Below are 18993 nucleotides of genomic sequence, written 5' to 3' on the forward strand. Positions count from 1 at the left end.
TACCTTATATTATTAATTATGCTTTAGTTGGACCAGCTATTTCATTAACTTGGTGTTCTAAATCTTTATAAAAACCCATTAAAAATAACAGCTCAACAGTGACATACAAAGGGCCAATAATTAAGCCAACTAAATCATCAACAAAAGCGGGCTTTTTACCTTCAAAATAATGACCAATAAATTGTAATACCCAGCCAAATACAAACACCCCAACTCCAATTGTTAACCATGGCACCAAAGCCATAGCGGCAATTGGTTGTGCAGCTACCAGTAATAAAGTAAAAATAATGCCCATTATCAAACCAAGCGAAAAGCTCAGCATAAAATAGTAAACCACAGAGGCTAATACAAAAATTTGCGCACCATCAATGCTAAAGCTGGCGATAGGAATTTCAATTCGTGCAAGTAAACATAAAGCGGCAAACACAATAAGTGGAATACCAAAAAAATGGGTTAATACATTTCGTTTAGAACGATGGTACAAACCATACTGGCCGAGCTGTTGTTCAAGGGTTTTCATGGCGATGTTCCTGTTGTTATTTTTATAAGCAAAGTTCACCTTATAAAAAAAGCCACATAATAACAACTGATAACGAGAGTTAATCAGTAAAACTAAGTAAGTAGTAGTTTAATGCGTTATTGCTATAAATTAGGTAAAGTCATCGTTAATAATTAACGTGATCATCACGAGGACGTTTGCATGTTTTTAAAGGCACTCGCCGTTGGCCTTTTGCTCGCTTTGGGTGAGGTCGTTAACGGCAATATTAGAGTAAGGATCTTACATAAATGTTACGCTCTAAAGCGCGCTAAAACGCTCAGCTTATTTTCCGGCACTGCGATTATTTATGCCATTGCGTGGATCACTTTGCCATGGATTAACCCTATTTCGTACTTAGATTGTTTAAATGTGGGCTTAGTTTGGCTAACAATAATGCTTAGTTTAGATATTGTTGTGGGCAGATATGTATTTAAATGTAAGTGGCACAAAATTCTTGATGATTTTAACCTCTTCAAAGGTAACTTACTGAGTGTAGGGATGCTGTTACTTTTTATAAGCCCCAGCTTGGTATTTTGGTTACAGATGAAAGTTATGGTCTAGTACACTCCTCTAATAGCGAAGCGTCTTTTCGCCCTCTTTGTGCATAATTCACTAAACCCTATTTGAACACAGAGAAGCGAATGAGGAGTAAATGAGAAGCCATAAAAAGTTATCGTGTAGTACACTCCTCTAAAAGCGCAGCGCCTCTTTGCCCTCTTTGTGCATAATTCACTAAACCCTATTTGAACACAGAGAAGCGAATGAGGAGTAAATGAGAAGCCACAAAAAGTTATGGTCTAGTACACTCCTCTAAAAGCGCAGCGTCTCTTCGCCCTCTTTGTGCATAATTCACTAAACCCTATTTGAACACAGAGAAGCGAATGAGGAGTAAATGAGAAGCCACAAAAAGTTATGGTGTAGTTCACTTCTCTAAAAGCGCAGCGCCTCTTCACCCTCTTTGTGCGTTAATCACTTAAAATCTATTTAAAGTCAGAAATAAATAAGCTTTCAACATACCGCTATCTAAGCTAATGCGGTTACCAGCTTGCCTTTTTCATGTGTGGGTTGCATTGCCATTCGCTCCGTGCCTTTTTCGAATTCTTGCTCTAACATTTTTTGTAGTTCGGCAATCTGCTCTTTTATAGCGTCTACATCAGCACCTTGCTCTTCTAGTTTTTCTGCCAACGCTGCTATTGCTGCCTTTAGCTCAGCTATTTTTTCTTTATCAACACCTAAGCGTTGATAAATTAATGCCTCTTGCGCATTTTCTAAAAAGCTTTTGTCTGCTGGCTTAGCGATAAAATTGGGGGGTGCTTGGTTTTCAGCGGCACTGGTTGTTGCCACAGCGGCAGACGTCGGCACAACATCACTCGTTTTTGCCGCTTTGTTAACGGGGCTGTTATAACTACTAAATTGATTTTTAAAGGTTATTGATGTCATTAGCTGAAATCCATTTTGCTTAACTGCAATAACACAGCAACTTTGATACCAATTGATATTTTTATTATGTATAAGGCTTATTTTTATTTCAAATTAAGCCCACTTAGCTCATTTCGCACCCATTTTTTATCTAAATATTGCTCTAAGTGTTGCTCGGCAAACTTTAAAAAACTGCGTGCAGCATGTGATATGTGTCGGTCTGTACGCACCACAAAATACCAATGACTGGCTAAAGTAGTGTCGGTGACATTGAGTACTTTAAAGCTATTATCACCTTTAGGCAGCACATGCTGAGAAAGCACCGCAATTCCCATACCTGAAGCTACCGCCACTCTAATGGCTTCGTTACTGGCCATTTGCACACTGTCACTTAATACCAAGCCTCTACTTTGCAGCTCGCTCTCAAATAACATGCGCGTTGCGGAGCCTGTCTCGCGTAGTAAAAAACGATACGGAACTAAATCAGCCAGTGTCAACGCGGTTTTATCGGCTAACGGATGATTTAGCGGCACTATAAACACTAAAGGATTATGTAAAAACCTAGCTGCTTGGGCATGCTCTAATGATGGCGGGTGACTAAATACATAAATATCATCTTCTCCGCGTTCAAAGCGTGCTAAAACAGCAGAGCGATTACCTATTTCAAGTGGCAGCTCTACATGCGGGTGTTCATTACTGTATGGTCCTAGCAACTTAGGTAGAATATATTGGGCGGTATTAACCATGGCAATTTTACATCGTCCACGTTCCCCCCCTTTTAGCTCCGCTAGGTAATCTTGGTAGTCTTCAAAATGACCAAAAACCTGCTGACAGGTTCTAAACAAGGCCATGCCGGCTTCGGTTATTTGCAACTTTTGTTGCTGCATAATTATTAACGGCTCACCTACCGCTTCTTGTAAGCGTTTAATTTGTAAAGAAACCGTAGGCTGAGTCAAATGAAGCCTGCGCGCCGTTTCGCTTATAGAGCCGGTTTTTACTACACTCATAAATACTTCAAGTAGTCTAAAAGAAAGTTGCCTTATGTTCATACACACCTCATAGATTTTTATCTATAGGATGGTAGCATTCATTTTATTATTTACTATATAAAGATTTGCCTATAATGGCGCCGCTCAACAAAATGAATTAGTAACAACGAAAACAAAGAGGAGAACAGCGTGCCTGATATTGTAGTGATGTTTTTTATTTTAGGATTAGCGGCGGGTATCCTTCGCTCTGATTTAGCTATACCCAAAGCTACATATGACACCCTCAGTTTGCTACTCATGCTTACCATAGGCCTAAAAGGTGGTATGGTCCTTCATGGCAATTTAAGCTGGCAATTACTGCCCGAAATGGCCTCGGTAATGTTACTTGGTGGGCTTATTCCACTGACTTTATACCCTATTTTAAAATACGTTGTTAGGCTAAGCGTAGCTAATAGCGCCAGCATTGCGGCTCACTATGGTTCGGTTAGTGCAGGTACATTTGCGGTAGCCTTAGCGTATGCAGAATCGGCTAAATTAGAAGTGGGCGCAGAAGTTACCTTGTATCTGGTGATGCTTGAATTACCCGCTATCATTGTGAGTTTACTGCTGTATCGTAAGCTCGACAAAGCACACAGTGAAAACACTAACTTATCGTTAAAAGCGCTGTGGCACGAAACGCTCACCAATAAGAGTGTGATTTTGCTCGTTGGCGGTGTAATTATTGGTATGATGTATGGCACCCAGCAAGGTAGCCAAGTTACCAGCTTGCTCACCAATAGCTTTAAAGTGGTACTGGCATTGTTTTTGCTAGAAATGGGCTTAGTAGCTGCACAAACGCTTCGCCCTTTCCCTTGGCAACAATGGAAATTGGCTGCTTTTGCCATTATTACACCATTATTTTTAGGCACCATTGGCGTTATTGTTGGCACCTGGCTTAATTTAGAATTAGGCTCGGTGGTTATACTGGGCAGCTTAGTGGCGAGTGCCTCTTACATTGCCGCACCTGCTGCTATAAAAGCCGCTATTCCCAAAGCGGACATTGGTCTTGCCATGCTTAGCTCGTTAGGTGTCACCTTTCCATTTAATGTTATTGTGGGAATTGGTTTGTATCACCAACTCGCCGTAGCCATAAGTTAAATAATATAAACTCTGGATAATAAATCTCTTATCTAGAGCTCAGGTTAAATAGTCTTTATCAAAAAAGCCCAAAGTGGGCTTTTTTGGTTTTACAAGCAGTGTTATTTAATTTAAAACAAGGCTTAAAAATATAACAATTTTAAAACAATAAAGCTAACTTACTTCTACAAAAAAATAGCATGTAAGCGTTTAATTTACGTAAAAAAACATTTTAAATACTATTTTCATTTAGCAATTAAAAATCTCTTTACTTCGTTGTCAAACCAGCCTACATTCGCCGCAAAATTAACCTGCTTAAAATAATTGCTTTATCTATCCCCCTAAAGTCAGTAATTATTTAACCCCCTTTTATCGGAACAATCTAATGGTGGAACTTGCCGCTGATAGTAAATCAAATAACCCCTTAGCGCCGGTTATTGGCTTATCGTTTTTTGCTATTGCGTCGGGCTTTTTAATGAGCCTGATCCCGTTATCACTTAATGCATTTAACTTAAATATTGATTTAGCTCCATGGCTTGCCAGTGTGTTTTATTTGGGCTTACTGATTGGTGCTTTATGTATAGAGCGCGTAGTGGTAAAAATCGGTCATAGGTTGGCTTTTATCGGGTTTTTAGCCTTACTAATTGTTAGTGTTATTGCCCAGTTGATCAGCCCAACTGCCACTATGTGGTTAGTCGCGCGATTTGTGGCTGGCATGGCAGTAGCTGGCGTATTTGTGGTGGTAGAGTCGTGGTTGTTAATGGCCAACACCGCAAAAGCGCGAGCAAAGCGCTTGGGGTTATATATGACCTCCCTATACGGTGGCAGTGCCGTAGGGCAACTTGCTATTAAACCATTAGGAACGACAGATGCCGTGCCCTATTTATTTGTTATTGCTTTGTTAGCTGTTGCGATTTTAGCGCCGCTATTAATTACCCAAGGGCAACCTAATACGCAAAATTTACAAAAACTACCCCTTAAAGAGCTTAAAACCCTGAGCCGCCCCGCTATTTTAGGCTGTTTAGTGTCGGGATTATTACTTGGGCCTATTTACGGCTTACTGCCTATGTATATTGCGGCGCAATCAGAGCAGGCACACTATACTGGGTTACTTATGGCGGTGATTATATTAGGTGGCATGTTAGTTCAGCCTTTAGTGAGCTATTTATCAACCCGCATTATTAAAAGCTTATTAATGGCGATTTTTTGCTTTATTGGCACCGCCAGTGTAGTGGGTATTTTACATACAAATAGCTTTGCAGCTTTAGTGAGTAGTTATTTTATACTGGGTGCATGCAGCTTTGCACTTTACCCTATTGCTATTACGTTGGCGTGCGACTCACTGCCTATGGCAAAAATAGTCTCAGCCACCGAAATAATGCTATTAAGTTACAGTGTGGGCTCGGTTCTTGGGCCGCTTATGGCCACCCACTTTTCAGATAAAAGCCATGGTGTGCTTATTTACTTAGGTGGCTGTTTAATTACTACCTGTATTTACATGCTTATAAAAAGTATGAAAAAAATACCCACAGGTAACACTCCGGTTGCTGGCTAGCTAATACTAAAAGCCGCTTAATGCTGGTTAAGGTATTAAGCGGTTTGCACTTGAGTAATCGCTTTAGCGACTGCTTTATTTTTTAACTCAAGTACTTCAATTTTATGCTCGTTTATGAGTTCATCAACAAAGCTGCTGCGGTTACTATCATCAGTTATTATGTACACTTTATGTTTAGCGCGAGTCAGCGCTACATAAAATAAGCGACGCTCTTCGCTGTGTGCGAAATTATCTTTAGCAGGTAATAATGCCTTTAAAATTTGAGACGTTGGCTTAGTGCTTGGAAATCCAAACGCCCCGCCATTCATTGCTAATATAATGACATAATCGGCTTCTTTTCCTTTTGAGCCATGAAACGTATCACACTCAATATGCAGTGCTGAAAATTCTTGCTGTAAAGCATTTATATCGGCCTGTAAGGGTAACTGAAAGCGAAACCGTGCAAGTAAATACACCGTGGCAGGCTTGCCAGAATTGGCCTTAATCCCCTTTAGTAAATACTTAATTGCGCCATTGTTTAGCTCCGCTATTTTTTGGTTTTTAGCTGAGCCATTATTTAGCGTTTTGAGCACGCTAACAGCTGGCTTACTCACCTTTGCAACTGAGCGAATATCTTTAGCTAACTGCGCAGGGTTTTTCATAATAAAACCTGCGGCAACCTCACCAATTTTATTATTAAACCGAAAAGTCTTATCTAAGAGGGTTTGTGTTGTAAAACCAAAATGTGCGGCAAACTCGGTGGTAAGTCGCATATCTGCGCCACTAAAACGGTAAATAGCTTGCCAATCGTCTCCTACTGCAAACAGTGAACTATTCGATTTATTATCGCGCAGCGCTTTTACAAGTGTAGCTCGCAGCGGCGATATATCTTGAAATTCATCCACCATGATATAACGCCAAGGCGATGTAAATTTTTTTGTGTTTACATAATCGAGGGCTTTAATGATCATGTCGTCGAAGTCTATTTCGCCTTGTGTGCGTAAATAATGGTTGTAGTTGGCTAACAATGGCTTTAATAATTTCCACGCTTGCTGTATCTGCTTTGAATCGCTCTCAAGTGTTATATTTGCGGTTTTATACACGCTGATTAATTGGCTAAATAAAGTCGCTAACTTGGTTAAATGACCACTGGCTTTTATCTCTTTTAAAAGCGCTATATGGTTAGGCTTTGCAGCACTAAATTTTAAATCGCTTTTAACGGCATAAAGAGTGTTATTAATGTAATTTACCAATGCTTTAGCATACTGTGGTTTGGCATTGGCTAGCGATTCAAAACACCCTTCAACCCACTTTATTTTAGCTTTTTCGTTTTCAGCAAGTTTAGATATTTTAGGTGGCTTGCCCTCAACCTCGCTAATAATAGTTAAACCCACACTATGAAACGTGGCGGCTTTAATAGACTCTGTACCTAATTTCAGTTTAATTCTTTCGTCCATTTCGCAAGCGGCTTGCTTACCATAGGCGAGTAATAAAATATCGTTGTAATTAGCCTGTTTACTGTTAACCAAATAGCCCGCTCGAGCCACTAACACACTGGTTTTTCCTGTACCTGCCCCTGCCAGCACTAAGTTATTGTCGTCATCTATTATGCAAGCTCGGCGTTGTTGCTCAGTGAGTGGATTTTTTTCAACGCCATTAAAAAAATCGTGGTAGCGCTTTAATTGTGACTGTGTGTATTTATGCTGAAAAAAACGCGTGAGTGAATCGCTCCACTGGCTGTATTGCTCAAGCAATTTTATTTGTGTGCTGACTGGTGCTAAAACATCACTGCTTTTTATCCAAGGTAGCCAGCGTTTATATTGCTCATCTACCTGTTTTTTTATATAAGCCACATATGATTGGCGCAAAAACTGAGTATGAGCAAATTGGTTTATTTCACTCAACACCTCATTAAGCACAGCAATATTGCTTTTAACCCACAGCATATCGGTATGCGCTTTAAATACCCTATTACTGCCATAGGCCCTCATCCAAATACGATACTGCTTAGACTCGGTATTCAAGCGCAGTGTTTGCCCAAGCACACCGTATTCATAGCGAATGGGCGACGTTAAATCACGCCAACTCAGTGTGGTTGTTTGTGTTTTGTTGCTGAGCACTAAACCTTGTGGGTTTATGTCTAAAAAGCGATGCGCAGTAAAAATGCGGCCAAATACACTAGGCTGAATAGAATTCATTTACGGCAGAATTCCTTTATAAAAATGAACCAATTAGCCGTATTTTAAGGGAATAGTGTATGTAAGTGTAATAAATATAAAGATAAATAATGATGCAGTAGCTGCTGCATCATTATTTGAGTTTTAATTAGGCTTAATAATTAACAAGCCGCTTTATTAAGGCCTAATTTTTCGTATCAATAATAATCAGTTCACATTCAGTAGTTGCTGTTAAGGTGATGTTTTTAACCTTTGTAACTTCTGCGCCATCACCTTCGTTCATATTAATTGAGGCTGACTCATCATTAATAATAAACTCCCCTGCCGATGCCAATACGTAGGCTTGATAATCAATCGGCTGTGTTATTGACGTGCCTTTTGCCAGCTTTCCACCGTAAATACGCGTCTGCTGATTAATAAACAGTGCACTATCGGCATCTTTTGGATAACCCGAAACCAGTAAGCTAAGGGTGCTTGCCGCTTGTGTAGGAAACTTCTTGCTTTCCCAGCGAGGCTCAACATTATGTTGATTACTCTGAATCCAAATTTGATAAAACGTAAGTGGTTCATCTGTTAGGTTATATTCTGAGTGGGTAATGCCGGTGCCTGCACTCATTACCTGCACCTCACCTTGCTCGGTGATCCCTTTGTTGCCCATACTATCTTGATGAGTAATGGCACCACTGCGGATAAAACTAATAATTTCCATATTTCTGTGCGGGTGCGCACCAAACCCCATACCTGGGGCTACCCAGTCATCATTAACTACACGTAAAGTGCCAAATCCCATACGCGCAGAATTATAGTAATTCGCAAAACTAAAGTGGTGCTTTGACTTAAGCCAACCATGATCAGCATGGCCTAAGCTATTTTTTGGGTAATGAGTAAGCATATTTTTTCCTATACGTTATTTCTGCGTCATTTAATACTGACGCTCACGATCATGGGCGGCATCAAAGGTGTGTTTAGCACCTAAAGGCACAATTTGCGTCGGGTTAATGGTTACATGACTTACGTAGTAATGAATTTTTGTGTACTCTAAATCGACCGTTTCCTTTACTCCAGGTACTTGGTAAAGCTCATTAATGTAGTTACTAAGATGATGAAACTCGCTTAATTTTTCTCGATTACACTTAAAGTGCCCGTGATACACCGCATCAAAGCGAATAAGTGTGGTAAATAATCGCCAATCGGCTTCAGTGAGAGTGTCGCCTACTAAATAACGCTGTTTTGCTAATCGTGCTTCTAACCAATCTAAGCTATCAAACAAGGCAATATAAGCTTCGTTATACGCTTCTTGAGTTGTAGCAAAACCGGCTTTATACACCCCATTATTAATGGTGTTATAAACACGGGTATTCACTATTTCTATTTCTTCACGTAGCGCATCTGGATAATAATCGTCGGTGTTACCTGTAAGCCCATTAAACGCGCTATTAAACATGCGAATTATTTCTATTGATTCGTTGTTTACAATAGTCTGCGTTTTTTTATCCCATAAAATAGGCACGGTAACACGCCCTTCATAGCTAGGGTCGGCTTTTAAATACAATTGGTAAGCGTAATCTAAGTTATAAAGTGGATCGCCCTGCTCGCCAAATTCCCAGCCGTTTTCCATCATGGGAGCTTCAACAATGCTCATAGAAATAATGTCTTCGAGCTGCTTTAATTTACGAAAAATAATGGTGCGGTGCGCCCAAGGACAAGCCAACGACACATATAAATGATAACGACCCGCTTCTGGTTTAAATTTACTGTTTTGCGCTGATGAAATCGTATCTCTAAAGCGGCTATCTTGGCGTACAAATTTACCGTCGCTTTTATCGGTGTCGTACCATTTATCGACCCATTCACCGTTAACAAGTAATCCCATGTCCGTCTCCTTAGTTTATAGAATGTGCCAACCTTACGCAGATTGGCAGCTTAAAGTTTAATCACTTATGTGATCCGCTTATTAATTTAATTTGTTATGAATTTTTCCATCAACAGATAGCTTTCCAGCTCCTTGGATCAGTAGAGCTAGGGTAATGGCTAAAAGCGATAACGCAAATTCATAACCGTTATTGCTCATAAATAAACCGTTATCTATGTGCGTGGTAAAAATAGCAACCACCATAGTGATAGCCAGTACAAAACTCGCAGGACGCACCAGTAAACCAACGATGAGTAGTAATCCACCAAAAAATTCTGCGCCACCGGCCATTAATGCCATTAAATAGCCCGGTGCTAAGCCAATCGATTCCATCCATTGCCCCGTGCCCTCTAATCCGTAGCCACCAAACCACGCAAACAATTTTTGAGCGCCATGAGCACTAAACACTAACCCCGCAATGAGCCTTAATGGTAGTGTTGCAAAAGACTGTTCAGTTTTTGTGATGGCAGCTGTGATATTTTTAATCGTCATAGTTTTAACCTGTATTGTTCCAATTGAGTATGCAGCTATTGTATAAGTTGAATTAAAATTAAATAACTCCTATTATTTGCTCTATATGTTCAAATATTTTGAACAGTTAATTTTGGGTATCATTATGAATACACCCCCTATCAGCATAGAAGCTCTATTGGTATTAGACGCCATTGAGCATCGTGGCAGTTATGCAGCCGCCGCTGAGCAACTTAATAAAGTGCCCTCAGCCTTGTCGTATATTGTTAATAAACTTGAAGAGCAATTAAATGTAACTTTGTTTCAGCGTCAAGGTCGACGCGCGGTTTTAACCCCCGCAGGTAAACATTTACTGATCGAGGGGCGTAAAGTACTCAATGCTATAAATAATTTATCGGAGCAAACACAAACTATAGCTAATGGCTGGGAGCCTCGAATACGTATTGCTTATGACTCTATTTTTGAAATAAGTGACGTATTTAAAAACTTACAGTTATTTTTAAATGAGCATAAAAATATTGAGATAGATATTAAAGAAGAAGTACTTAATGGCACTTGGGAGGCTTTAATTGAGGATGACGTTGACTTAGTGATTGGCGCACCGGCCCCTGTACCTAATCAAAAGGGGATCAGAGCGGTAAAAATAGCCGATATTCAAAATGTTCTGGTGGTTCACCCTAGCCACCCGCTAGCGCAACTAAAAAGGCCTATTGAGCCCAGCGAACTTGGTCAATACACTACGGTTATAGTACATGATTCTGCAAAACAAAGTATTCCGTGGTCAGCTAATTTAATCGAAGGTAATCAACGTTTTTATGTAAGTTCTGTAAGCCAAAAGATAACCGCTATTTTATCCGCTATTGGCATTGGTTATTTACCTGCAAACCTTATTGCTGAACATGTAAAAGCTAACAAACTGCATGTTGTGGAACTTACCGAACCACGCCCTATTCAAGACTTATACCTTGCATGGAAAATAACAAACAAAGGTAAAGGCTTAAAACAGCTGACCCAAATTATACTAAATAATATTTAACCCTTAAAAACGCAAAAGCCCATGCTAAAACAGCATGGGCTTTTTGAATCAGTAATAAATATTACAGTGCGAGGTCTTGCTTAGCGCGGGTTAAGTTGTGCGACACTAACTCGTTACCAGACATTTGTTGTGCTTCGTAAAAGTCTGATAATGCAGCCGTTTCGTTTTTAGCCATTAAACGTCCTACACCACGGTTACTTAAAGCAAATGACGTAAGCTCACGTACTTTAAAGCGTGGGCCAGTGCTTTGTTGTAATAAAGTAATTGCTTTTGAGCAGATTGCTTCAGCTTGGCTGTAATTTTTTGATTTTACATTTAATGCGCAGTCGTTAAATGCAACTTCGAATTCTTGAGGGGCTGTTTTAGCCTCTTCAATAACCATTAACTTGTAATCACTTTGATCAGCCATTACAGCAGCTGAGCAAGTTAATAAAGAGCCAAGAGCGATGGTTTTGATAAGTGAGCGTTTCATGATTAATTTCCTATTTGGTTAGTCGTGCTTGTTGCCGACAACTGAACTTTAGAGTTTTTACTTCATTTCGACAAACGATTAAAAACAAACCAATAAGTGAAAAAAACTAACCTATAGACTTTACCCTGATAAAAAGCGTTTAACAGTTCAAAAAATCAATCACCTCTTCTTGCACATCAATATAATCATCTTCTGACATATTTAGTGTTGCTAATACCTGTTTTTCTATATCATCCCAATCTTTGGTGGTGTCACCGCGTAAAACACTATTGACCAAATTTTCAGACATTTTTAAAACGCAATAACACAATTGTTGGTTACTACCGGTTATATTATTTAACATACTCATGTCGTGATGCCGCAGAATAAGCTGGCAAATATCTATAGGTAGATGCCAGCTGGACGCTAAGTAGTAACCCACAGTCGCATGATTAGTTCCATATAAACGCTCTTCTATATCTATCAAGCTTTCTCTGTGGGTATTATTTGAAGTATGCAAAGCACTCACGTAATTATCGAATTTAATTGCCATCGGCACGATGCCACAATCATGGAACAAACCAAGGGTATACAAGTATTCTATTGGCACTTTTTCTTTTATACATTGGCCAACAATCATATTTACCTCGGCAATTTCGGTGGCGGTATCCCAAAAGCGCTCTAAGCTAATGCAGCATTCTTTTTGGGTGAACATTTGCTTTAATTTTAAGCTTGGCACTAGCGCCTCAATTCCGTTCCAACCTAAAAACATAATGGCCTGTTTAATATCAGACACACTGCGCACTAAGCCATACGATGGTGAATTAATAATTTTTAGAATAGCCGATGAAATAGCCACATCTTTAGCAATGATCTCTGCGGCGTCTGAAAGTGAGGGTTCTTGAGCAGATGCTAATATTTCAAGCTCATTTAAGATTTGTGGTTTTGGTGGAATAATAAAGTTTTTATTTACATCAGATAAAACCTGCTCATTAACTACAATCATTAATTTCTAGCCTCCGGCTAAGCTTTATGGATTATTTATTTAAGTCCATTTGAACTTTTATACTAGAAGTTGATTACTCAATATTCAATATTTTATCTGTTTTTAAAATTAACGATTTGGTGACTCAGCCTTTATTTTTCATTACTAATGCAACCTAAAAAACGGCCAATAAAAAAGCCCTCAATTGGTTGGTTAGAGGGCTTAGGAACTAATTTGAACACTTGAAATGGCAGTTAAGCTATACCATGTATCTCTTTCCAATTACCTGGATGAACAACATAACCAAACAATGCATGTCCGCCATATACCAACTCTGTTCCTTCTGGTATCCAGAGCATTTGCCCTGGCTTTACATGATGGGTTTCGCCATTTGCGGTTAACTCGAAGCAGCCTTCTATGACAAATACAACTTCATCATAAAGTACTGTCCACGCTACTTTTGCACCTTCCCATTTCGCAAAACCAACACCAATATTTGGTGATATTTCAGGGCTAAGTGCGCGAGCTACGTAGGCCATACCAGGTGTATCTCCACGTACATTAAAGTCGAGTAATTTACTGTCTACTAATTTAACCTGTTTCATATTTCAGTCCTACTTTGCCATTTGGCAAGTTTAATTCGGCTTTTTACCCCTAAACCAAGCAATGGCTCTGGTGGATTTAAACTTGGCATACCCGTTACCTGTTGAATATCATCGAGCGACTGCGATGTTGCCCCCATAACATAATCAGCAAGCAAAGTACCCGATACAGTTCCCCAAGCAACCCCGACACCGTTATCACACGCGCTGGCAAACACTCCATCATCGAGTTGGCCAAAGAAGTTAGTGAAGTTTCGCGAAATAGCATAAGTGCCGCCCCACGAATGTGTAAAAGGCACATCGACTAGTTGTGGATAGCGAGCTAAAAAGACTTTGCGATGATCGTTTTGAATTTCCTGGCGCAACTTATCACTAATACTGTTGCCATATTTAGCTACATGTTGATAGGTATTACGAATAATAATGCGACGGTCAGCGGTCATCCTAAGCGTTGTGCCAGCGTGATCAGCGGGTGTAAGTCCCCAATCAAGTAAGCCTGTATACTGCTGCATTTCTTTATCGGTTAGCGGCCGAGTCCAACTGGCAAAAGTCATTACAGGAAGTAATCGATTTTTTAAAAAACCAAACTCACGGGTAAAAATACTAGTACCTAGTAATAACTTAGGTGTTTTAATACTGCCGTGCTCCCCTTGCAACAGCCACCCGCCTTGCTCTTTCTCCAAGCGCACAATAGGCGAATGCTCAAATACCTCTATGTTTTTTGGTAAGTTCGCACCTAAACCACAGGCTAGTGCAGCGGGTTGAACCAAGTACCCCCCCGGAGTGTAAATAGCACGGCTGTAGTAATTAGTACCTAGTACTTTTGCCAAATCAGTGCCAGTAACATGCTCAAAGGGTTCGCCTAAATCAGTCATAAGATGTTCGAAGTGATCAAGGTAAGCTTCACCCCTTGCGCCTACTGCACCTTGGTATTTACCCGCAGCCGACCACTGGCAATCAATGTTATATTTAGCGACTAAAGAAGCAAGCTGATCAATCGCGAAACGGTTAAGTGACAATAATCTTTGCTTATGTGCAGGATCTGGGTGCTCAAGAGAGAACTTATGCGGTAAGTCAATCACAAACCCTGAATTACGCCCTGAGGCACCTTGGCCTATTCGCTGTGCATCAATTAGGGCAATTCGTGCATTTGGCGCGTGCTCAGCTAAACGACGTGCCATAGCTAAACCAGCAAAACCAGCGCCTAAAACCACGTAGTCAGCCTTTTGTGCCCCCGTTAAAAGCGCTTGCTTAGGTTGCTTTGGTAAAGCGTTATACCAGCCACAGGTATTATCATCATGCGGTAAATGAATCATGCTTTACTCCGTTGCTGCTAGGTTATTTAAACTTATTTGCTCTAACCAATAACTGCGATTAGCTTGTACTTGTTTACCTAACAGGGCAAAACCAAGTACTTGCTCATTTGCATCATTAAATACAGCCACTAACTCTTCACCTTGTTGTTTTATATGCCACTGACCTTGAGCCATAGGTGGCACAGGAAAAACAGTTAACGGCATAACAGGGGTTTTAACAATAACGGGGCTGGGCAAAAATTCGGCGTTAGTTACATTACCCAACAGACTATTGACTAAAGCAGGTAAAATTTGATTTATGGGTGCAATATATGGTTGCCATCCTTGCGATGTTTGCGCACAGTCACCTAATGCGAAAATAGCAGGGCGACTGGTTTGGCCATAGTCATTAACTTTAATACCACGCTCAACTTCAAGTCCAGCTTGCTCAGCAAGCGTTACATTTGGCACTAATCCTACTGCAGATAGCACCACGTCAACTTCAATCACTTGACCACTATTTAAGTGTAATAATGAACCAGAGTCGTTGACTTCAACACGGTTGATACTATCTTCTAAGTACCATGATACCCCCAAGTCTGCTAACTTTTGCTGTAAGGCTTCGCCGACTACTTGTGGGATCAGTCGATACATTGGCCACTGCCCTAAACCAATAACACTCACTTCATAACCCTTGGCGCTCAAGTCATTTGCAAATTCACATCCAATTAAGCCATCGCCCAAAATAGCAACTCGCTTTTTAGTATCAAGTTTTGCTCTCAATTGTGCATAATCTTGCAAATCATTCACACTTAGTACTTCTGAGGCGTCTCCAGAAATTGGAATTTTAATTGCTGACGCGCCTGTGGCTAGCACTAAACGTCTATACTCATAACGCCCTATGCTGGTGATTAGAGTGTGATTATCTGCATCTATTTGTTCAACACGTGTATGCGGATAAACACGAATATTAAGACGCTGCTCCCACTCAAGTGCGGCTTCGTTTTGTAAATCAGTAGCGCTTTTCCCCATTGCAAAAGCATTTGAAAGTGCAGGTTTGCTGTAAAGTGAACCGTCATCAGCGGTGAATACAGTAATAGCTACCGTTGATGATTGTTTACGTAATGCAGCCGCTACTTGATAGCCGCTGTGACCACTACCAATGATAACAATTGGGCCTTGCGGTTCATCAACAATGGTCTCAGAAACACGAGTATGTTGAACAGCAGCCGGTTCAGTTACTTGATCTTCACTTATTTCGATCATTTCAAAATCGGCTTTGCCTACTAAACAATCTGGACATACCCAATCCTGTGGTACATCCTCCCAAAGAGTGCCGGGAGGAATGCCATCAGCAGGCCAACCTTGGGCCTCATCGTAAATGAGGCCACAAATAATACAGAGCCATTTTTTCATTTCTCTCATCCTAATGATTTGAGTTTAACCCTACGGGTTATCTACTGCAGCAAGTTACAAATAGATAAACCGTAGGTTTTATAAACTGAGTCGTTGCCACTCGTTATAAACGTATAGCAATATTGCGTGTTTGCATGTAGCTGTAGATGGCCTCTTGACCTTTTTCTCGGCCAAAACCAGACAGTCCTACTCCGCCAAATGGCGTTTCTATACCACCGGCAAACCACTCATTTATAAAAACTTGTCCACCCCGAAGTTGCTGGGCCACTTGTAATGTTTGACTAAGTGCTTCACCAAATACACCTGCTACTAAACCAAATTCAGTGCCATTAGCTATTTTTACAGCCTGTTGCTCATCTTCAAATGGCATAATAACCAGAACCGGACCAAATACTTCTTGTTGAGATATAGACATATCAGGGGTTGCTTCGATCACAGTTGGAGCAACATAGTAACCTGCCAAATCAGGAGCGTAGCCACCACATAAAATAGTTGCCCCCTCTTTTTTAGCTTGTTCAATCATTGCCAATACACTGGTTTGTTGCGCCTGAGAAACTACTGGCGTTAAATCGGCCTGCTCTTCACCTGAGCCGATTACTAAACTTTCTGCCATAGTAACCACTGCTGCTTTAATCTCTTCGTAACGTGCTTTATCCACCAGTAAACGCGACATTGCAGAGCACACTTGTCCAGCATTAAAGAAAATACCTGTTTGCACACTACTGATAACTTTCTCAGTAGCCGCATCTTTAAGAACAATAGCCGCCGATTTACCACCCAATTCCATTACAGAAGGCGTTGCACGCTCAGCTGCACCTTTTAGAATACGTTGCCCAGTGGGCACTGAACCGGTAAACACAATTTGATTAACATCGTTGTGCTCAACTAGGTGACTGCCCACTACTGAACCCTTACCACACAATAGATTAATAGAGCCTCTTGGAAAGCCAACACTCTCGAGTGCTCTTACTAAATACACCATACCAATAGGCGAAATTTCGGGTGACTTAATAACTACTGCATTACCCGCTGCCAGCGCTGGAGCTAAAGAGCGAGCACAGATTGAAACCGGGAAGTTCCAAGGGACAATTTGTACCGATACACCCATAGGCACATATTGCGTAAAATCAATATAGTTTTTACCTAAAGGAATCGACGTACCTTCGAGTTTGTCGGCCATGCCGCCATAGTATTCAAAATAACGAGCAGCCTCTAAAAACTCATCTTTTGCATCCGCTAAGGTTTTACCGTTTTCTCTGCACAGAGCTAAAGCGCCTTCATCAGCTATCTCTTTAATAGCTTTTGCTGCATCAAGCATCCACGTTGTGCGTACAGCGGGACGTATATCGCTCAATAGTCCACTGCTGATGCATTGTCTAGCGGCGAGCATCGCATTGTTTGCATCATCAACACTGGCACTTGCAATCGTGCTATATTCCTGTGCCGTGGCAGGGTTTATTACCGAAATATAAGTGTGAGAGTCACACCATTGGCCATTTATGTAATTAAGATAATGAGTCATAATTAAGCCTCCGTTACAGATTTCACTTGTTTGGCAAGCCAAATTTGAAAAAAGTGTGTTGGTGTATCCATTTCAGGTGAAAAAGCCCCACCACCAAAACCAGGTGAGTATCGTCCTTGTTGCATCCCTTCAACTGCGCCAATATCTTCACCAAATACGACACGCCATGACTCAAGTGTTGCAGTACGACACGCCGCATACTCATCTTTAGTTGCTTCATCACCAATATAGAAAATACGTAAACGTTCGATAGTTTTATCTGTACTAATTGGGTCGATCATCATTGCAAAAGCGTGATCAGCTTGAATACCAATAAGTACATTTGGAAATAAAGCAACATATTCAGCATGGCGTAGCTTTTCCTCAGGCCAGCTTGGGAATTTCGGTAAGTGTGTACCAGCAGTATCAGAAAGGTTATATTTATAGCTACCTTGACCAGAAAAACGCTCATCAAACATGATATTGTAGTGATCTTCTAATTTAGAATAAGTATTTAACGCTGGATGTACCCAAGGTAAATGATAGGCTTCACAGAAGTTTTCTATGGTTAACTTCCAGTTACTTTTTACTTCAATTTCTAAGTGTCCGCCCATATTGGCACGACGTAATAAACTCAAACCATCGTCACCTAAAAACTCTTGCCAACGCTGTGTTAAAGGAGCTATATGCTCATCGAAAGAGCTCGCCTCGCCAGATAGATTAATGAATACCATATCCATCCAAATAGCTGAGCGGATTGCTTTTAGCCCATGCTTTTCACATGCAAAACGTTCATCGTTATGTTTACCGATGCCACCTAAATGTGGAGTCCCTTTTAAGCTTCCATTTAAATCATAGGTCCATGAATGATACGGGCAGCGGATCATGCCTTGCACTTCACCTGCTTCATGTACTAACTTCATCCCTCGATGGCTACACACATTATGAAATACCTGCACTTCGCCTTGGCGACTCTTCATCATTAATAAAGGCAAGTCCATAAAATCAATTGGCATAACATAACCATTTTTGATTAAATCTGATGCAAAACCAACGCATACCCATGTGTTACTAAAAACATGATCACGTTCAAAATTAAAGTACTCAGGATTGGTATATGCCTCGTTAGGCATACCTGTTGCATCATGTATCGGGTTTAGTACACGATCAATTTGCTTAATAGGAATTATTGTTTGTTTTACAGTGCCCATGCTCATTCTCCGAACGGTGTGTGTTTTAAAAAAATTTAAAGAGCAAAGTTCAATAATTAAAACCCATAGTTTTAACATTAACCTCACGCCCCAAACCCGTAACAACATTCTGTTATCAGATGTGTTGATTTTGATTAACAACAAAGCACTAAACAAACGATAATTTAGCATCTCACTCATGAGTTTTTGTAATGGTTAAGAGTGCAATAATATAAATATTGCTTACTGGTTATAAATAAGCGGCAACATCGCATAAGCAAAGCTCATGGATTGATGAGGATTAATCATTTGTAAATTGCCGGTTAATTTTTTAGTTTCTTACCACTTATTTAACAACAAC

General features: G+C 40.4%; 18 protein-coding genes and 1 pseudogene. 4 read left to right on the plus strand and 15 right to left on the minus strand.

What is annotated here, in order from left to right; genetic code table 11:
- Window positions 1–16: 16 nt before the first annotated feature.
- Entirely contained in the window at window positions 17–520 is a 504-nt protein-coding gene (locus tag B1F84_RS08380) for an Mpo1-like protein (protein WP_131691149.1), read from the minus strand.
- A gap of 180 nt (window positions 521–700) precedes the next feature.
- Between B1F84_RS08380 and B1F84_RS08385 the strand changes: the two genes are divergently transcribed.
- Complete coding sequence (locus B1F84_RS08385) at window positions 701–1099, plus strand: hypothetical protein (RefSeq protein WP_131691150.1); 399 nt, start codon at window positions 701–703, stop codon at window positions 1097–1099.
- A gap of 462 nt (window positions 1100–1561) precedes the next feature.
- Here the strand turns inward: B1F84_RS08385 and B1F84_RS08390 are convergent, their stop codons facing one another.
- On the minus strand, window positions 1562–1978 hold the full coding sequence (locus B1F84_RS08390; RefSeq protein WP_131691151.1) for a hypothetical protein: 417 nt from the start codon (window positions 1976–1978) through the stop codon (window positions 1562–1564).
- Window positions 1979–2061: 83 nt separating this feature from the next.
- A complete protein-coding gene (locus B1F84_RS08395; RefSeq protein WP_131691152.1) occupies window positions 2062–3006 on the minus strand; it encodes a LysR family transcriptional regulator in 945 nt (314 codons plus the stop codon).
- Between the two features lie 129 nt (window positions 3007–3135).
- Here B1F84_RS08395 and B1F84_RS08400 point away from each other — a divergent pair, with 129 nt between their 5' ends.
- Both B1F84_RS08400 and B1F84_RS08405 read left to right on the plus strand, forming a co-directional pair.
- The gene (locus tag B1F84_RS08400) at window positions 3136–4083 is read left to right on the plus strand and encodes a sodium-dependent bicarbonate transport family permease (protein WP_131691153.1); all 948 of its coding nucleotides are present in this window, start codon (window positions 3136–3138) and stop codon (window positions 4081–4083) included.
- Window positions 4084–4447: 364 nt separating this feature from the next.
- Window positions 4448–5617, plus strand: coding sequence for an MFS transporter (locus B1F84_RS08405; RefSeq protein WP_131691154.1), 1170 nt, complete (start codon window positions 4448–4450; stop codon window positions 5615–5617).
- A gap of 35 nt (window positions 5618–5652) precedes the next feature.
- Here the strand turns inward: B1F84_RS08405 and helD are convergent, their stop codons facing one another.
- From helD to B1F84_RS08425, 4 genes are all read right to left on the minus strand, one after another.
- Window positions 5653–7794 carry a DNA helicase IV gene (helD, locus tag B1F84_RS08410; RefSeq protein ID WP_131691155.1) on the minus strand — a complete coding sequence of 714 codons (2142 nt, stop codon included), beginning with the start codon at window positions 7792–7794 and terminating at the stop codon, window positions 5653–5655.
- 163 nt (window positions 7795–7957) lie between these two features.
- Window positions 7958–8665: a pirin family protein gene (locus B1F84_RS08415; protein WP_131691156.1), complete on the minus strand. Its 708-nt coding sequence runs from the start codon at window positions 8663–8665 to the stop codon at window positions 7958–7960.
- Between the two features lie 30 nt (window positions 8666–8695).
- Entirely contained in the window at window positions 8696–9646 is a 951-nt protein-coding gene (locus tag B1F84_RS08420; protein WP_131691157.1) for a glutathione S-transferase family protein, read from the minus strand.
- 81 nt (window positions 9647–9727) lie between these two features.
- Window positions 9728–10177: a DoxX family protein gene (locus B1F84_RS08425; RefSeq protein ID WP_008109247.1), complete on the minus strand. Its 450-nt coding sequence runs from the start codon at window positions 10175–10177 to the stop codon at window positions 9728–9730.
- A gap of 124 nt (window positions 10178–10301) precedes the next feature.
- Here B1F84_RS08425 and B1F84_RS08430 point away from each other — a divergent pair, with 124 nt between their 5' ends.
- Window positions 10302–11192, plus strand: coding sequence for a LysR substrate-binding domain-containing protein (locus B1F84_RS08430; RefSeq protein WP_131691158.1), 891 nt, complete (start codon window positions 10302–10304; stop codon window positions 11190–11192).
- 61 nt (window positions 11193–11253) lie between these two features.
- On the opposite strand, the gene B1F84_RS08435 is transcribed toward B1F84_RS08430, so the two are convergent.
- The 8 genes and pseudogenes from B1F84_RS08435 to B1F84_RS08465 form a co-directional block, all read right to left on the minus strand.
- Window positions 11254–11664: a hypothetical protein gene (locus B1F84_RS08435; RefSeq protein WP_008109249.1), complete on the minus strand. Its 411-nt coding sequence runs from the start codon at window positions 11662–11664 to the stop codon at window positions 11254–11256.
- Window positions 11665–11803: 139 nt separating this feature from the next.
- Window positions 11804–12649 (minus strand): HDOD domain-containing protein, encoded by an 846-nt coding sequence (locus tag B1F84_RS08440; protein WP_131691159.1) that lies wholly within the window; start codon window positions 12647–12649, stop codon window positions 11804–11806.
- A gap of 233 nt (window positions 12650–12882) precedes the next feature.
- Window positions 12883–13233, minus strand: coding sequence for a cupin domain-containing protein (locus B1F84_RS08445; RefSeq protein ID WP_010390305.1), 351 nt, complete (start codon window positions 13231–13233; stop codon window positions 12883–12885).
- On the minus strand, window positions 13230–14546 hold the full coding sequence (locus tag B1F84_RS08450; RefSeq protein WP_131691160.1) for an FAD-dependent oxidoreductase: 1317 nt from the start codon (window positions 14544–14546) through the stop codon (window positions 13230–13232). Before B1F84_RS08450 ends, B1F84_RS08445 begins: the two co-directional genes overlap by 4 nt.
- A 3-nt stretch (window positions 14547–14549) precedes the next feature.
- Window positions 14550–15791, minus strand: coding sequence for an FAD-dependent oxidoreductase (locus B1F84_RS08455; protein ID WP_240702027.1), 1242 nt, complete (start codon window positions 15789–15791; stop codon window positions 14550–14552).
- Window positions 15777–15941, minus strand: a pseudogene (locus tag B1F84_RS18010) (rubredoxin); the annotation flags it as partial. The gene B1F84_RS08455 and the pseudogene B1F84_RS18010, both read right to left, overlap by 15 nt.
- Window positions 15942–16044: 103 nt before the next feature.
- Window positions 16045–17463 carry an aldehyde dehydrogenase family protein gene (locus B1F84_RS08460; protein WP_131691162.1) on the minus strand — a complete coding sequence of 473 codons (1419 nt, stop codon included), beginning with the start codon at window positions 17461–17463 and terminating at the stop codon, window positions 16045–16047.
- A gap of 2 nt (window positions 17464–17465) precedes the next feature.
- Window positions 17466–18653: an aromatic ring-hydroxylating dioxygenase subunit alpha gene (locus B1F84_RS08465; protein ID WP_131691163.1), complete on the minus strand. Its 1188-nt coding sequence runs from the start codon at window positions 18651–18653 to the stop codon at window positions 17466–17468.
- Between the last annotated feature and the right edge of the window lie 340 nt (window positions 18654–18993).

The sequence above is a fragment of the Pseudoalteromonas sp. DL-6 genome (assembly GCF_004328665.1).
Lineage (GTDB): Bacteria > Pseudomonadota > Gammaproteobacteria > Enterobacterales > Alteromonadaceae > Pseudoalteromonas.

What these genes read in the sequence shown, in the direction of transcription:
- B1F84_RS08465 (WP_131691163.1), bottom strand. Translation starts at nt 18,653, where the DNA reads ATGGGCACTGTAAAACAAACAATAATTCCTATTAAGCAAATTGATCGT.
- B1F84_RS08450 (WP_131691160.1), bottom strand. Translation starts at nt 14,546, where the DNA reads ATGATTCATTTACCGCATGATGATAATACCTGTGGCTGGTATAACGCT.
- B1F84_RS08460 (WP_131691162.1), bottom strand. Translation starts at nt 17,463, where the DNA reads ATGACTCATTATCTTAATTACATAAATGGCCAATGGTGTGACTCTCAC.
- B1F84_RS08420 (WP_131691157.1), bottom strand. Translation starts at nt 9,646, where the DNA reads ATGGGATTACTTGTTAACGGTGAATGGGTCGATAAATGGTACGACACC.
- B1F84_RS08435 (WP_008109249.1), bottom strand. Translation starts at nt 11,664, where the DNA reads ATGAAACGCTCACTTATCAAAACCATCGCTCTTGGCTCTTTATTAACT.
- B1F84_RS08425 (WP_008109247.1), bottom strand. Translation starts at nt 10,177, where the DNA reads ATGACGATTAAAAATATCACAGCTGCCATCACAAAAACTGAACAGTCT.
- B1F84_RS08390 (WP_131691151.1), bottom strand. Translation starts at nt 1,978, where the DNA reads ATGACATCAATAACCTTTAAAAATCAATTTAGTAGTTATAACAGCCCC.
- B1F84_RS08445 (WP_010390305.1), bottom strand. Translation starts at nt 13,233, where the DNA reads ATGAAACAGGTTAAATTAGTAGACAGTAAATTACTCGACTTTAATGTA.
- B1F84_RS08455 (WP_240702027.1), bottom strand. Translation starts at nt 15,791, where the DNA reads ATGATCGAAATAAGTGAAGATCAAGTAACTGAACCGGCTGCTGTTCAA.
- B1F84_RS08415 (WP_131691156.1), bottom strand. Translation starts at nt 8,665, where the DNA reads ATGCTTACTCATTACCCAAAAAATAGCTTAGGCCATGCTGATCATGGT.
- B1F84_RS08440 (WP_131691159.1), bottom strand. Translation starts at nt 12,649, where the DNA reads ATGATTGTAGTTAATGAGCAGGTTTTATCTGATGTAAATAAAAACTTT.
- B1F84_RS08385 (WP_131691150.1), top strand. Translation starts at nt 701, where the DNA reads ATGTTTTTAAAGGCACTCGCCGTTGGCCTTTTGCTCGCTTTGGGTGAG.
- B1F84_RS08380 (WP_131691149.1), bottom strand. Translation starts at nt 520, where the DNA reads ATGAAAACCCTTGAACAACAGCTCGGCCAGTATGGTTTGTACCATCGT.
- B1F84_RS08395 (WP_131691152.1), bottom strand. Translation starts at nt 3,006, where the DNA reads ATGAACATAAGGCAACTTTCTTTTAGACTACTTGAAGTATTTATGAGT.
- B1F84_RS08430 (WP_131691158.1), top strand. Translation starts at nt 10,302, where the DNA reads ATGAATACACCCCCTATCAGCATAGAAGCTCTATTGGTATTAGACGCC.
- helD (WP_131691155.1), bottom strand. Translation starts at nt 7,794, where the DNA reads ATGAATTCTATTCAGCCTAGTGTATTTGGCCGCATTTTTACTGCGCAT.
- B1F84_RS08405 (WP_131691154.1), top strand. Translation starts at nt 4,448, where the DNA reads ATGGTGGAACTTGCCGCTGATAGTAAATCAAATAACCCCTTAGCGCCG.